The sequence below is a fragment of the Enterobacter sp. EGD-HP1 genome (assembly GCF_000733275.2).
GTDB lineage: Bacteria > Pseudomonadota > Gammaproteobacteria > Enterobacterales > Enterobacteriaceae > Enterobacter.
Genome location: NZ_AVOP01000001.1, coordinates 225,540 through 239,373 on the forward strand (window position 1 = coordinate 225,540; position 13,834 = coordinate 239,373).

Annotated in this window: 14 protein-coding genes; 7 read left to right on the plus strand and 7 right to left on the minus strand. The window is 55.3% G+C overall.

The features are described 5' to 3' along the window. Positions 1–209 precede the first annotated feature (209 nt). From pfkB to N037_RS01090, 3 genes are all read left to right on the plus strand, one after another. Entirely contained in the window at positions 210–1,142 is a 933-nt protein-coding gene (gene pfkB / locus N037_RS01080) for a 6-phosphofructokinase II (RefSeq protein WP_032638332.1), read from the plus strand. A gap of 106 nt (positions 1,143–1,248) precedes the next feature. Further along, positions 1,249–1,539 (plus strand): type V toxin-antitoxin system endoribonuclease antitoxin GhoS, encoded by a 291-nt coding sequence (ghoS, locus tag N037_RS01085; protein WP_032638334.1) that lies wholly within the window; start codon positions 1,249–1,251, stop codon positions 1,537–1,539. A gap of 105 nt (positions 1,540–1,644) precedes the next feature. After that, positions 1,645–2,505, plus strand: a complete 861-nt coding sequence (locus tag N037_RS01090) for a fructosamine kinase family protein (protein ID WP_032638337.1) — start codon at positions 1,645–1,647, stop codon at positions 2,503–2,505. A 36-nt stretch (positions 2,506–2,541) separates the two neighbouring features. Here the strand turns inward: N037_RS01090 and N037_RS01095 are convergent, their stop codons facing one another. Continuing rightward, positions 2,542–3,078: a YniB family protein gene (locus N037_RS01095; protein ID WP_023311291.1), complete on the minus strand. Its 537-nt coding sequence runs from the start codon at positions 3,076–3,078 to the stop codon at positions 2,542–2,544. Positions 3,079–3,226: 148 nt separating this feature from the next. Here N037_RS01095 and hxpB point away from each other — a divergent pair, with 148 nt between their 5' ends. The 3 genes from hxpB (at position 3,227) to N037_RS01110 (ending at position 6,109) form a co-directional block, all read left to right on the plus strand. Continuing rightward, complete coding sequence (gene hxpB, locus N037_RS01100; RefSeq protein ID WP_032638338.1) at positions 3,227–3,898, plus strand: hexitol phosphatase HxpB; 672 nt, start codon at positions 3,227–3,229, stop codon at positions 3,896–3,898. 101 nt (positions 3,899–3,999) lie between these two features. Continuing rightward, positions 4,000–4,590 carry a metal-dependent hydrolase gene (locus N037_RS01105; RefSeq protein WP_023335366.1) on the plus strand — a complete coding sequence of 197 codons (591 nt, stop codon included), beginning with the start codon at positions 4,000–4,002 and terminating at the stop codon, positions 4,588–4,590. A 127-nt stretch (positions 4,591–4,717) separates the two neighbouring features. Then, positions 4,718–6,109: an L-cystine transporter gene (locus N037_RS01110; protein ID WP_032638339.1), complete on the plus strand. Its 1,392-nt coding sequence runs from the start codon at positions 4,718–4,720 to the stop codon at positions 6,107–6,109. 48 nt (positions 6,110–6,157) lie between these two features. On the opposite strand, the gene cedA is transcribed toward N037_RS01110, so the two are convergent. Beyond that, on the minus strand, positions 6,158–6,412 hold the full coding sequence (gene cedA / locus N037_RS01115) for a cell division activator CedA (RefSeq protein ID WP_071787458.1): 255 nt from the start codon (positions 6,410–6,412) through the stop codon (positions 6,158–6,160). A gap of 188 nt (positions 6,413–6,600) precedes the next feature. Here cedA and katE point away from each other — a divergent pair, with 188 nt between their 5' ends. Further along, the gene (gene katE, locus N037_RS01120) at positions 6,601–8,850 is read left to right on the plus strand and encodes a catalase HPII (RefSeq protein WP_032638341.1); all 2,250 of its coding nucleotides are present in this window, start codon (positions 6,601–6,603) and stop codon (positions 8,848–8,850) included. Positions 8,851–8,943: 93 nt separating this feature from the next. On the opposite strand, the gene chbG is transcribed toward katE, so the two are convergent. The 5 genes from chbG to chbC form a co-directional block, all read right to left on the minus strand. After that, positions 8,944–9,693, minus strand: a complete 750-nt coding sequence (gene chbG / locus N037_RS01125; protein ID WP_032638342.1) for a chitin disaccharide deacetylase — start codon at positions 9,691–9,693, stop codon at positions 8,944–8,946. 11 nt (positions 9,694–9,704) lie between these two features. Then, positions 9,705–11,060 (minus strand): 6-phospho-beta-glucosidase, encoded by a 1,356-nt coding sequence (locus N037_RS01130; protein ID WP_032638343.1) that lies wholly within the window; start codon positions 11,058–11,060, stop codon positions 9,705–9,707. A gap of 109 nt (positions 11,061–11,169) precedes the next feature. After that, positions 11,170–11,988, minus strand: coding sequence for a transcriptional regulator ChbR (gene chbR, locus N037_RS01135; RefSeq protein WP_023335360.1), 819 nt, complete (start codon positions 11,986–11,988; stop codon positions 11,170–11,172). Positions 11,989–12,017: 29 nt separating this feature from the next. Continuing rightward, positions 12,018–12,365, minus strand: a complete 348-nt coding sequence (gene chbA / locus N037_RS01140) for a PTS N,N'-diacetylchitobiose transporter subunit IIA (RefSeq protein ID WP_032638344.1) — start codon at positions 12,363–12,365, stop codon at positions 12,018–12,020. Between the two features lie 47 nt (positions 12,366–12,412). Further along, positions 12,413–13,771, minus strand: coding sequence for a PTS N,N'-diacetylchitobiose transporter subunit IIC (gene chbC / locus N037_RS01145; protein ID WP_023311283.1), 1,359 nt, complete (start codon positions 13,769–13,771; stop codon positions 12,413–12,415). Between the last annotated feature and the right edge of the window lie 63 nt (positions 13,772–13,834).

The window sequence follows — 13,834 nt, forward strand, 5'->3', positions numbered from 1 at the left end:
GGTAACAAATTATAAAAAGCCGCAAATAACATAGCAATGTTTTCTTATTTCATTTTTTGAATAAGAACGATCTCAAAAAGCGTTTTATTTTATATATCCCCCGCCTCAATTTTTGTCAGTATTCATATTTAAAATCATACTGTTATTTACATTGCCTTCCTGACAAATGGTGCCAGGCTAATAAGAACCCATGCTAAAAGGAGGTAATGATGGTTTCTATTTATACTCTGACGCTCTCCCCTTCCCTGGATTCCGCCACCCAGACGCCGCAGATTTACCCGGAAGGTAAATTGCGCTGTAGCGCCCCGGTCTTTGAGCCCGGCGGTGGAGGGATCAACGTGGCGCGCGCCATTACGCACCTCGGCGGCAAAGCCACGGCCATTTTCCCCACGGGCGGTGCCACCGGCGAACACCTGGCCTCTCTCCTGGCAGATGAACAGGTGGCGGTAGAGACGGTCGAGGCCAAAGACTGGACGCGGCAAAACCTGCACGTCCACGTGGAGTCCAGCGGCGAGCAGTACCGTTTTGTCATGCCGGGCGCGAAACTTAGCGATGACGAGTTTCGTCAGCTTGAAGAGAAAGTGCTGACGATAGAAAGCGGCGCGCTGCTGGTGGTAAGCGGCAGCCTGCCGCCCGGCGTAAGTACGGAAAAATTAACGGCACTGATTCAGGCGGTACAGCAACGCGGCATCCGCTGCATTGTCGACAGCAGCGGCGAGGCCCTGCAGGCAGCCCTGGTGCCGGGCAATCTGGAGCTGGTCAAACCCAACCAGAAAGAGTTAAGCGCGCTGGTCAACCGCGAACTGACACAGCCTGATGATGTTCGCACCGCCGCGCAGGAGCTGGTACGCAGCGGCAAAGCGCGACGCGTAGTCGTTTCCCTTGGCCCTCAGGGGGCGCTGGCAGTCGATGAATCCTCGTCCGTTCAGGTTGTCCCACCGCCGATGAAGAGCCAGAGCACGGTTGGCGCGGGCGATAGCATGGTAGGCGCGATGACGCTGAAACTGGCGCAGGGCGCGTCTCTGCTGGAGATGACGCGCTACGGCGTGGCGGCGGGTAGCGCGGCAACCATCAACCAGGGCACGCGTCTCTGTTCGCTTGCCGATACGCAAAAAATCGTCGATTACCTGTCCCGAAATTAACGTCTTTTCCCCTCCGTCCTTACGGAGGGGAATGTCCTCTCTGAGTCGCCAAACGCAAACTATCGACTATGCTAAGAAAACTTCCATGATAACAATGAGGTGAATTATGAGCAGTGGTGACATCACCCGCTACGTCGTGACCATCAACCTTCATGAAGCATCGCTGACCGAGCTGAATGAGCTCAACAACGCCTTCTCCCGGGCTAATTTTCTCCTCACGCTGACCGATGACGAAGGCAATATTCATGATTTAGGTACCCTGACATTTGGTCTGATCGGTGCCCTGAGCCAGGAAGAGGTTCATGCTCTGGCCGCCAGTCTGCTGGAGAGCGTGACCGACAAGCCTGCCGAAATCGACGTGGATACCTGGGAAAGCTGGCGGAAAAAAGAACAATAAGTGCGCTGTATGAATTTAAACCGCTCAGGTGTGCGTTAGTTCGTATTTTTTTACCGCCATTATGCGCTAACTTTATGATCTGGCAGACAACATGGGAGAGACAACATGTGGCAGGCTATCAGTCATCTTTTACGTGAGCAGCTGGGTGAAGGTGAAATTGAACTGCGTAACGAACTGCCAGGCGGTGAAATCCACGCCGCGTGGCATTTACGCTACGCAGGGCGCGATCTTTTCGTTAAGTGCGATGAGCGAGAGCTGCTCCCGATATTTACCGCCGAAGCCGATCAGCTGGAGCTGCTGTCGCGCAGTAAAACGGTGACGGTCCCGCAGGTTCTGGCCGTGGGGAGCGACCGCGACTACAGCTTCCTGGTGATGGACTATCTCCCTGCCCGGCCGCTGGATGCCCACAATGCGTTCATCCTCGGCCAACAGCTAGCGCGCCTGCATCAATGGAGCGACCAGCCGCAGTTTGGTCTCGACTTTGACAACGATCTCTCCACCACGCCGCAGCCCAATGCCTGGCAGCGTCGCTGGTCGACATTTTTTGCCGAGCAGCGCATTGGCTGGCAGCTTGAGCTGGCCGCCGAGAAAGGGCTGGAATTTGGCAATATTGATGCCATCGTCGAGCACGTTCAACAGCGTCTGGCATCCCACCAGCCTCAGGCGTCGCTGCTTCACGGCGATTTGTGGTCCAATAACTGCGCGCTGGGCCCCAACGGCCCGTACATCTTTGACCCGGCCTGCTACTGGGGTGACAGAGAGTGCGATCTTGCCATGCTGCCGCTTCATCCTGAGCAGCCGCCGCAGATATACGACGGATACCAGTCTGTTTCTCCCCTGCCGCCCGGTTTCCTCGACCGCCAGCCGGTGTATCAGCTTTATACGCTGATGAACCGTGCCATTCTTTTTGGCGGAGAACACCTTGTTAACGCGCAGCGGGCACTTGAGCGCATGCTTGCCGCCTGAGAAGAGAACGGGTGGCCTTGCCGCCACCCTAATCGTTTACAGAAAACCGAGCAGTGAGAAGAAGAAATATCCCGCCACAATGATGATGACGGGAAGGATATAGAGCGGGAAAATTTGCAGGAAAATGGTGTGACGCGGTACAACAATGCGGGATTCAATCTGCTCCCGACTCATTCCTTCCGGGCCTTTGGCCTGCTCCAGAATCAACTGATCCTCAACGCCTTCGCGTAAAAAGCGCGTCTGGCGACTCATTCTCGCGCCAGAGGCCTGCAGTGCCAGCGCGACAAAGATCAGGGCGTATATTACCCAAAAGCCGATATTCAGCTGTTGATGAAAATCCGGTGTGGGCGAGTTAAACCAGAAGACATTCAAAAATGGCGTATTAAAACGCATCATCTCAATCATGACATGAGCGAAATCAAGCATTACCGCATTGATACCCGGCTGTTTTTCGCTGTGATCGTACATAAATTTGAGTACAGAAATCAGCGTAGAAATGACGGCAGGAATAAAAATCACCCAGCCAGCAATACGTTTTAAGACCGCAATGCGTCCAGCTTGTTGATACGTCATCAGTTCCTCTTCATAAAGACGCGTTATTTGTGCCTAAGTCTACCTGCTGGCCATCAATTTCGCCCGATCTTTGAAAGCAATATGCTAAATTGCAGAGTGTGCTTAGCACGTATCGTCTGTCGAACACCCTGGAAAAGGAGACGTTGTGATGTCGACACCGCGCCAAATTCTTGCCGCAATTTTTGACATGGATGGATTACTGATCGATTCCGAACCGCTGTGGGATCGCGCCGAACTGGACGTTATGGCCAGTCTGGGCGTGGATATCAGCCGCCGTAATGAACTTCCCGATACGCTGGGCCTGCGCATCGATATGGTGGTTGACCTGTGGTTTGCCCAACAGCCGTGGGTAGGTCCCGATCGCGATGAGGTGACCGCACGCATTATCAGCCGCGCTATTTCTCTGGTGGAAGAAAGCAGGCCGCTGCTGCCCGGCGTACGGGAGGCCGTCGCGCTGTGTAAAGCCCAGGGGCTGAAGGTCGGACTGGCCTCGGCTTCGCCGCTGCATATGCTGGAAAAAGTGCTCACCATGTTTGAACTGCGCGACAGTTTCGACGCGCTGGCGTCCGCTGAAAAATTGCCTTACAGCAAACCGCACCCGCAGGTCTATCTGGACTGTGCCGCTAAGCTGGGTCTTGATCCACTTCACTGTGTGGCGCTGGAAGATTCCGTTAACGGTATGGTGGCGTCGAAGGCTGCGCGGATGCGCTCCATTGTGGTGCCCGCTGAAGAAGGCCGCCACGATCCCCGGTTTGCGCTTGCCGATGTGAAGCTTAATTCACTGGCAGAACTCACGGCGCATCATCTGCAGGGCGGCTAACGCTTCCCTGCGGTTTGTGACAAACAGTTACACCGTCACCTCTTCCGCCTACTGTATAAAAACCCTATACTGTATGAATTGACAGTTTCGTGGGTTTTATCATGACGGCGGAAGGCCACCTGCTTTTTTCAATTGCGTGCGCAGTATTTGCCAAAAACGCTGAACTCACTCCCGTGCTGGCGCAGGGGGACTGGTGGCATATTGTCCCTTCCGCCGTATTGACCTGTCTGCTGCCCGACATTGACCATCCCAAATCCTTCCTCGGGCAGCGCCTGAAGTGGGTGTCGAAACCCATCGCCCGCGCGTTCGGCCACCGGGGATTTACGCACAGCCTGCTGGCCGTGTTTGGCCTGCTGACGCTTTTCTATTTAAAGGTGCCCGAAAGCTGGATAGTCCCCGCCGATGCCATTCAGGGGATGGTGCTGGGCTATTTAAGCCATATTCTCGCCGATATGCTGACGCCTGCGGGCGTGCCGCTGCTGTGGCCCTGCCGCTGGCGTTTCCGTTTTCCCATCCTCGCACCGCAGAAAGGTAACCAGCTTGAGCGTGCACTGTGCATGGCGCTGTTTGCTTACGCGGTCTGGATGCCGCAAACCTTGCCCGAAAACAGTGCAGTCCGCTGGTCATCCCAGATGATTAATTCGCTGCAATTTCAGTTCAATCGCTTTATTCATCACCAGATTGAACAGTAAACCGACAAAATTATCTCATTTGTCATAACCCATTCCATTTGGATATAAGCGCTGCATCACACTTCTGCTAACCTTCCGCCAACAGGATCGGTAAAAACCGACCCAATAATAAATCAGGAGAACGGGGATGAATTTTCCACTCATCGCGAACGTCGTTGTGTTCGTTGTATTGCTATTGCTTCTCGCGCAGGCGCGCCACAAACGGTGGAGCCTGGCGAAAAAAGTGCTGGTTGGTCTGGCCATGGGTGTCGTATTTGGTCTGGCATTACAGGCGATTTATGGCTCCGAAAATCCAGTTCTGAAAGATTCGATTCAGTGGTTCAACATCGTCGGTAACGGCTATGTCCAGCTGCTGCAGATGATCGTTATGCCGCTGGTGTTCGCCTCTATTCTGAGCGCCGTTGCCCGCCTGCATAACGCAACCCAACTGGGAAAAATCAGTTTCCTGACCATTGGTACGCTGCTGTTCACCACGCTGATTGCCGCGCTGGTGGGTGTGCTGGTTACCAACCTGTTTGGCCTGACCGCAGAAGGTCTGGTTCAGGGTACGGCTGAAACGGCGCGTCTTACCGCGATTCAAACCAACTACGTGGGTAAAGTAGCTGACCTGACCGTGCCGCAGATGGTGCTCTCCTTCATTCCGAAGAACCCGTTTGCTGACCTGACCGGTGCGAGTCCAACCTCGATCATCAGCGTGGTTATTTTCGCCGCGTTCCTGGGCGTAGCGGCGCTGAAGCTGCTGAAAGACGACGCGCCAAAAGGCGAACGCGTGCTGACCGCGATTGACACCCTGCAAAGCTGGGTGATGAAGCTGGTACGTCTGGTGATGCAGCTCACCCCTTACGGCGTGCTGGCGCTGATGACCAAAGTGGTTGCCGGCTCTAACCTGCAGGACATCATTAAGCTGGGCAGCTTCGTTGTCGCCTCTTATCTCGGCCTGGGCATTATGTTCGTGGTACACGGCATCCTGCTGGGCGTGAACGGCGTCAGCCCGCTGAAATACTTCCGTAAAGTCTGGCCGGTACTGACCTTTGCCTTCACCAGCCGTTCCAGCGCCGCGTCTATTCCGCTGAACGTTGAAGCGCAAACCCGTCGCCTGGGCGTGCCTGAATCCATCGCCAGCTTCTCTGCCTCCTTTGGTGCCACCATTGGTCAGAACGGCTGCGCCGGCCTGTACCCGGCGATGCTGGCGGTGATGGTTGCCCCTACCGTTGGGATTAACCCGCTGGATCCGGTATGGATCGCCACGCTGGTTGGGATTGTTACCATAAGCTCCGCAGGCGTCGCTGGCGTTGGCGGTGGCGCAACCTTCGCCGCGCTGATTGTGCTGCCTGCGCTGGGCCTGCCCGTGACGCTGGTCGCCCTGCTGATCTCCGTTGAACCGCTGATCGACATGGGTCGTACCGCGCTGAACGTGAGCGGCTCTATGACCGCCGGTACGCTGACCAGCCAGTGGCTGAAGCAGACCGACAAAGCGATTCTGGAAAGTGAAGACGATGCCGAGCTGGCGCACCGTTAATCACGGTAGAAATAAAAAAACCGCCTGATGGCGGTTTTTTTATGGCTGTTATTCTTCAACCTCTTCATCCTGACGGATCTGCGTCGCCCACCGCTGCGCCGACTCCGGCACGGCAAACGTAGGCGAGCGGCGGAAATGTTCGCCGATCAGCACAAAGGCCACGTATTTTCCCCGCAGCTGCCATACATCGCGAAAACCCTCCACTTTCAGGGCATGGTCAGGCGGCGCGGGCTCAACGCGGGGCACATAGCTAATAACCTGGCGGTTTTGTTGACGAAGAGGTTTCATAAGCGACTGGTTCACTAAAGCAAATTCTTGAAGCAGGAAAATTCTATGATAGCCGATCCTGCTGCCTTCCGTCGCGCTCCGAGTGGGTGGGATGGCTCCTTTCGTTAATGACGGTATGTGAAAACTCTTAGTTCGCGAGCCATCTCACGACATTGTTCTATCCTTAATAGGGTTTTTAGCAATGGATAAAGGAGAAGCGTGCAATGTCGAACAAAGATAAAACTCATCAATCACCGATTCATGGCACTGAGGAATCTCAACCGGGTATGGACTCTCTCGCCCCCGCTGACGGCTCTCATCGCCCCTCCCCTGGCCCTTCCGCACCGGGCGAACAGCCTACCGCACCGGGAAGCGTCAAATCGCCGGACACAGGCAACGAGAAGCTGAAATCGCTTGAGCCGCACCGCAAAGGCGGCGAAGGTTTCGCGCTCACCACCAATCAGGGCGTGCGCATTGCTGACGATCAGAACTCCCTTCGCGCAGGCGCGCGCGGGCCAACCCTGCTGGAAGATTTTATCCTGCGGGAAAAAATCACCCATTTCGACCACGAACGGATACCGGAACGCATCGTCCACGCGCGCGGTTCCGCTGCGCACGGCTACTTCCAGCCTTACAAGAGTCTGAAAGCGCTCACCAAAGCGGACTTCCTCTCCGACCCGGATAAAATCACCCCGGTGTTTGTGCGTTTCTCCACCGTACAGGGCGGCGCGGGGTCGGCAGATACGGTTCGGGATATCCGCGGCTTTGCCACCAAGTTTTATACCGAAGAGGGTATTTTCGATCTGGTGGGCAATAACACTCCGGTGTTCTTCATTCAGGACGCGCATAAATTTCCTGACTTTGTCCATGCGGTAAAACCGGAGCCCCACTGGGCCATACCGCAGGGACAAAGTGCGCACGACACCTTCTGGGACTACGTCTCCCTGCAGCCTGAAACGCTACACAACGTGATGTGGGCGATGTCAGACCGCGGCATTCCGCGCAGCTATCGCACCATGGAGGGGTTTGGCATCCACACCTTCCGTCTGATCAACGCCGAGGGTAAAGCCACGTTTGTCCGTTTCCACTGGAAGCCGGTGGCGGGTAAAGCCTCGCTGGTATGGGACGAGGCGCAGAAGCTGACCGGACGCGATCCGGACTTCCATCGCCGCGAACTGTGGGAATCCATTGAAGCGGGCGACTTCCCGGAATACGAGCTGGGTCTGCAGCTCATACCGGAAGAAGACGAATTTAAGTACGATTTCGATCTTCTTGACCCGACGAAGCTGATCCCGGAAGAGCTGGTGCCGGTTCAGTTGGTGGGTAAAATGGTGCTCAACCGTAACCCGGATAACTTCTTTGCCGAAAACGAGCAGGTCGCGTTCCACCCGGGGCATATCGTGCCGGGACTGGACTTCACCAACGATCCGCTCTTGCAGGGACGTTTGTTCTCCTATACCGATACGCAGATCAGCCGTCTTGGCGGGCCGAACTTCCACGAAATTCCGATCAACCGCCCAACCTGTCCGTACCACAATTTCCAGCGCGACGGGATGCACCGTCAGGATATTGATACCAACCCGGCTAACTACGAGCCAAACTCCATCAACGATAACTGGCCGCGTGAAACGCCACCGGCGCCGAAACGCGGTGGATTCGAATCGTACCAGGAGCGTGTCGACGGCAACAAAATTCGCGAGCGCAGCCCGTCGTTCGGCGAGTACTACGCCCACCCTCGCCTGTTCTGGAACAGCCAGACGCCGATTGAGCAGCAGCACATTATCGGCGGCTTCAGCTTTGAGCTGAGCAAAGTGGTGCGTACCTACATCCGCGAGCGGGTGGTCGATCAGCTGGCGCGCATTGATATTCAGCTCGCCCAGAGCGTTGCGGATAACCTGGGTATTACGCTGACCGACGAGCAGCGCAACCTTGCCCCGCCGAAAGAGGTTAACGGCGTGAAGAAAGATCCGTCCCTGAGCCTGTATGCGGTGCCGGGTGGCTCGATTAAAGGCCGCGTGGTCGCCATCCTGCTGAACGACAACACCCGTGCCAGCGACGTGCTGGGGATTATGCAGGCGCTGAAAACCCAGGGCGTGCATGCGAAACTGCTTTATTCCCGCATGGGCGAAGTGACCGCCGATGATGGCTCCGTGCTGCCGGTGGCGGCGACCTTTGCAGGGGCGCCATCGCTGACGGTTGATGCGGTGATTGTGCCGTGCGGGGATATTGACAGCCTGCTGAACAACGGTGACGCGGTGTATTATCTGCTGGAAGCCTATAAGCACCTGAAACCGATCGCGCTGTCCGGCGACGCGCGACGGTTTAAGGCACAGCTGAAGGTGGCCGATCAGGGCGAGGACGGCATTGTCGAGGGCGACCACGTTGACGATGCCTTTATGACGAAGCTGTTTGATTTGCTCGCCGCGCACCGCGTCTGGTCGCGCAGCAGTAAGATTGACCAGATTCCGGCGTAAAAAAAGCCCGGTGGCGGCTTCGCCTTACCGGGCCTACAAGAGTTAGAAGGTCGTTCGTAGGCCGGGTAAGGCGAAGCCGCCACCCGGCAACTCTTACAGCTCCCTGAACGTCCCCAACCGATACCCACGCTCGGCAATCGCATACTTCAGCGACGCCGACGTCAGCACGTCCAGCTCCGCCAGGCGCGGCCAGCAGTAAGCGCTTTTCCGCACGGTGTTATCGACAAAAGCAGGATGCGCCATCACTTCTACCGACTTTTCACCCCGCGCGGCGGAATCATCAAGCACCTTCAGGAACAGCGCTTCGTCGATCTCATCGCCGTAGAATGCGCTGCTGAACCCCTCTGTTGTCGTCACGGCGCGCTCCGGTACCCCGCGCGCCTCACGATCCACGCGCATAGCCACGCCTTTGCGCTGCGCAAACTCAGCGACAATCGGAAAAATTGCCGGGATCATATGCACATGGTGATGGCTGTCGATATGCGTCGGCGCCTGACCAAACACATCGACGAAGCGGTTGAACTGACACGCCAGCTCGTGGGCAATCTCTTCAAGCGGCAGCGCGCCCTGCTCCGCCAGTTCCCAAATCCATTTGCCCAGCTGTCCGTCACGCGTCAGGCCCGGCATTGGCGAAAGCGGCATCCCGAGCGTCAGCACAAAATGCATGCCAACGCCCAGCTCCGGCACCTCGCGGCTCAGCTGCGCCGCGTGTTCAACCGCCTCACCATTCACCAGCGCCGTGGTAGAGGTCACAATCCCCCGGCGACAGGCTTCAATAATGCCGTAGTTCTGGCCTTTCGACAGGCCAAAATCATCAGCATTCACGATCAGCAGGTTTTCCATTGTGCGTCCTCTCAGTGGTGTTTGAACTTCAGCTTCTCGATTGTGGTGGCAAAGTTCGGCAACCATTTTTCATGCGCCAGGATCATCTCGCTGGCCAGCTGCTCCGCATCGCGGTCGGAATGCACCAGCGGGCTGAGGTTCAGCGCCAGAAGCACGTCATTGAGCTCGCCGCTCAGCGCCGCATTGCTTGCCGCCACTTCAAAGCCTTTGATGGTGTGGATCAGGCCCATAACCTTATCATCGAAGTGGGTGATGCGTGGATGCGGTTTAGCGCCCTCGCGTCCCAGGATGCAGGTCATCTCGACGGCCCAGTCCGCCGGGATATTGTCGATATGGCCGTGGTGCGGCACGTTAACGTAGTGTTCCGCCTGCTTGTCGTTGTAGATGGCGTTGATCACCTCGCACGCCGCATCGGAGTAGTAGGCCCCGCCGCGCTGCTCCAGCTCCTTCGGTTTGACGTTCAGGTTCGGATCTTTATACAAATCGAACAGCTGCTTCTCGACTTTCTGAACGATCTGCGCGCGCGCGCCGCCCTTATAGTACTCGCCCATTTCGATGGCCAGCATCTCTTTCTGCTTGAAGTAGTACAGCAGGTACGAGCAAGGCAGCAGGTTCAGCGAACGGATCAGCCCTTCGCTGAACGGCAGGTCAAAGATGTTTTTCACCGACGCCGCCGTCAGGCGACCGGAGGCCACGCCGTCGAGCAGTTCGGCGAAACGCGATTTTCCGTTCACGATCACGTCTTTAATGAACACCATGTGGTTCAGGCCGAACAGGTCGATAGAGAGATCGTCGCTGTCGCTCAGTTCCAGCACGTCGCGGATAAACATCTTCATACCGATCGGAATATTACAGACGCCGATAAAGCGTTTGAAACCGGTATGACGATAGACCGCCTCGGTCACCATCCCGGCCGGATTGGTGAAGTTAATCACCCACGCGTTCGGGCAGATTTCCTGTACGTCTTTGACGATGTCGAAAATCACCGGGATGGTACGCAGGCCTTTAAACAGACCGCCCGCGCCGTTGGTCTCCTGCCCGAGGTAGCCGTGGCTCAGCGGAATACGCTCGTCCAGCTCGCGCGCCTTCAGCTGGCCAACGCGCAGCTGGGTGGTCACGAAATCCGCATCTTTCAATGCCAGACGACGGTCCAGGGTTTTATGCACGGTCAGAGGCACGCCCGCTTTCTCCACCATGCGCTGGCACAGGTCGAAAATAATATTCAGCTTTTCCTGACCTTCCTCAACGTCCACCAGCCATAATTCGCTGACCGGTAATTCATGATAACGTTTCAGGAAACCTTCAAGTAATTCCGGGGTATAGCTGCTGCCGCCACCAATGGTTACGACTTTTAATTTCTTCTGCATAATATCTCCCTTAGCGTATCAGGTTAATCGCCTGCAAGGTATAGCGTACTCTTCCCGCTATTTGGGCAAGCCATTAAAGCAATATTTGTGGCGGATAATCCGCCGAAAGTTAATTAATTACCGTTAAATTCTTGCGGTAACTGTTCGGTGTAAATGACGTAAATTTCTTAAACGTTTTAATAAACAGGCTGGGACTGCTGTATCCTGACTCGTATGCAATATCGGTGACAGAATAGTTAGTAATTTCCAGCTGTTTTTTGGCAAAGTTAATGCGGATTTCATTAATAATTTGCACGGGTGTTTTACGATAATAGCGCTGCGTCGCGCGGGTCAGATATTCCTGGGATTTCCCCGACAGGGACACCATATTTTCCAGCGCATTTTCGCTGAACTGGCCTTTATCGTGCATCAGCTCAACGGTGCTGCGCAGCCACTGTGGAATATCATCCGTCACCTGCTGCTCTTCACGATGATGGCGCAGCCGGTTCATCACGTAGAAGGTCACCGTTTCAATAAACTCATCAAATTCATTGTCGCGGAAGTTAAGCGAGGCGATAACCGTTTCAATCCAGGTCATAAACTCGTTTTTGACCCGATAGACCTGGGAGGCCACAAAGCAGAACGGCACCAGAGGCAGATAGTGCTTCTCAAAGAAGCGTCTGCTGACGCCCACGTTCAGAATACGGGTGGCACCAAATTCGTAAAAGCTCTGGTGATAAGACCCCATCGGCAGGAAGACAAAATCCCCTCGCTCAAGCAGGACGCGCTTACCGTTGATCTCCTGGTAGTAGCGGCCGGTCAGAACAATCGTGAACTCGTAGTAGTCATGCTGGTGCAGACCGCTGGCGCTCTCCGTTTTGTTGTAGATAACCACGTGAAAATTTTTGCCGTTAAACAGCTGCTGTTCAAGTGCGGTTTTAATTTCCATCGTGCTGACCTCCTGCTACCCAAACTGACTTACTGCATCTTCTCGTGAAGCTCGATAAGCTCCGCCACCAGCTCACGCGCCAGCATCGAGGTCATCACGTGATCCTGCGCGTGGACCAGCACCAGGCTGACCTTCATCTTCCCTTCACCCTGATCGCTTTCAATCAGCTTTGTCTGTACCAGGTGCGCTTCGTTTAGGGCCGTGCGGGACTGTTCCATCATGGTTTTCGCGGCGGCGAAATCCCCCTGCTTGGCCTGCTTCAGCGCGGCATAGGCCAGGCTGCGGGCCTGCCCGGAGTTGATGATAAGCCCCATCACCACTTCTTCGAGATCGTTCTCGGCGGCTTCGTCTGCGACAATACTGTCCAAATCTAACATTTTTAAGCTCCTTGTGGCTGGCGCGGGCTTCCCCGCGCCGGTCAATCTTAGAATTTCAGTGAGAGGGCAATATCCTCTTCGCTCTCTTCTTCATCAATAATGGTGGCGGCTTTGTTGGCAATCGCCACGAACGGCATGTACAGCAGGGTGGCAATCCCGAGGTTGAATATCGCCAGCAGGAAGGCCGCGACGCTGCCGTTGGTGTTGAAGAAGGCGCCCAGACCCGCCGGCATGGTCCACGGTGCAATGTTGGTGACCGGTGGAATGATGCCCATGTAATACGCCGTCAGGGTAATGGCGGCCAGCAGCGGCTGAATCAGGATGAACGGAATGAACATTACCGGGTTCATGATGATTGGCAGACCGAACAGAATCGGTTCGTTAATCTGGAAGATGCCTGATGGCAGCGCCAGCTTCGCAACCTGACGGTAGTCAGCACGACGAGAGACAATAAAGACCGCGATGATCAGACCCAAGGTCGCCCCGGTACCGCCCAGGAAGATATAGGAGTCAAGCATCGGCTTCGCCCACACATGGAAGGTTTTACCCGCTGCCAGCGCCGCGTCAACGGAGCCGTACTGCTGGTAAAGCGCAACGTTTTCCAGTGCCCAGGGGGTCATAATCCCGCTGTCCAGCGCGGCCAGTGCCAGTGAACCATGCACGCCAAAGAACCACAGCAGAGAGGTGAAAATCACATACGCCCAACCGACCACGCCACCCATCGACGCCAGCGGCGTAGAGATAGAGTCCATGATGATCTGGTGGAAGTTTGTGCCCCAGTGGGAGAGCGCCCAGGCGATAATCCCCATGATGGAGAGAATAATAAAGCCTGGAATCAACGCGGAAAATGAACGAGATACGGAAGCCGGTACGCTATCCGGCAGGCGGATAACCCAGTTGCGACGGATAATAAAGGTGAACATTTCTGCCACCACCAGGCCGATAACAATACCGGAGATGATGTTGGCCCCACCCAGCCAGTTGGCGCCGACGGCATAGGCCTCACCCACGCTGTATGGCGTAACGGTCATGAAGGCGGCGACGGATAATAACCCGGCGGCCAGCGGATCTACTTTACGCTCTTCTGCCAGTGCCATTCCAATAAAGAAAGGCGCCATCAGCGACATAATCCCTAACGTACCGTTATAGACGTTGCCGCCAATGGCTTTAAAACCATTAAGGGTTTCAATTGTGGAAGCGTCTAACCTAATTCCTAATGAATAAAAGAAGGAACCTTCACCAAAGCTCAGAAAAACGTTGTTAATTAAAACGAACATGGCCCCGGCCAGCGTCAACGGCATTAATTTAATAAAGCCGTTTTTGATGGCGTTAACGTGAGGCTGCTTTCCTATTTTAACAGCAAAAGGAAGGAGTACCTTTTCAAGTGAAGCGATGACTTTACTCATAGGAAAATACCCTTAAATGCCGTAACGCATGTTACGGCGTATTGTGTGTGAAATAACTCTTTG

Excerpts from the sequence above, each read along its gene's own strand:
- pfkB (WP_032638332.1), top strand. The coding sequence starts at position 210 with ATGGTTTCTATTTATACTCTGACGCTCTCCCCTTCCCTGGATTCCGCC.
- ghoS (WP_032638334.1), top strand. The coding sequence starts at position 1,249 with ATGAGCAGTGGTGACATCACCCGCTACGTCGTGACCATCAACCTTCAT.
- N037_RS01090 (WP_032638337.1), top strand. The coding sequence starts at position 1,645 with ATGTGGCAGGCTATCAGTCATCTTTTACGTGAGCAGCTGGGTGAAGGT.
- N037_RS01095 (WP_023311291.1), bottom strand. The coding sequence starts at position 3,078 with ATGACGTATCAACAAGCTGGACGCATTGCGGTCTTAAAACGTATTGCT.
- hxpB (WP_032638338.1), top strand. The coding sequence starts at position 3,227 with ATGTCGACACCGCGCCAAATTCTTGCCGCAATTTTTGACATGGATGGA.
- N037_RS01105 (WP_023335366.1), top strand. The coding sequence starts at position 4,000 with ATGACGGCGGAAGGCCACCTGCTTTTTTCAATTGCGTGCGCAGTATTT.
- N037_RS01110 (WP_032638339.1), top strand. The coding sequence starts at position 4,718 with ATGAATTTTCCACTCATCGCGAACGTCGTTGTGTTCGTTGTATTGCTA.
- katE (WP_032638341.1), top strand. The coding sequence starts at position 6,601 with ATGTCGAACAAAGATAAAACTCATCAATCACCGATTCATGGCACTGAG.
- chbG (WP_032638342.1), bottom strand. The coding sequence starts at position 9,693 with ATGGAAAACCTGCTGATCGTGAATGCTGATGATTTTGGCCTGTCGAAA.
- N037_RS01130 (WP_032638343.1), bottom strand. The coding sequence starts at position 11,060 with ATGCAGAAGAAATTAAAAGTCGTAACCATTGGTGGCGGCAGCAGCTAT.
- chbR (WP_023335360.1), bottom strand. The coding sequence starts at position 11,988 with ATGGAAATTAAAACCGCACTTGAACAGCAGCTGTTTAACGGCAAAAAT.
- chbA (WP_032638344.1), bottom strand. The coding sequence starts at position 12,365 with ATGTTAGATTTGGACAGTATTGTCGCAGACGAAGCCGCCGAGAACGAT.
- chbC (WP_023311283.1), bottom strand. The coding sequence starts at position 13,771 with ATGAGTAAAGTCATCGCTTCACTTGAAAAGGTACTCCTTCCTTTTGCT.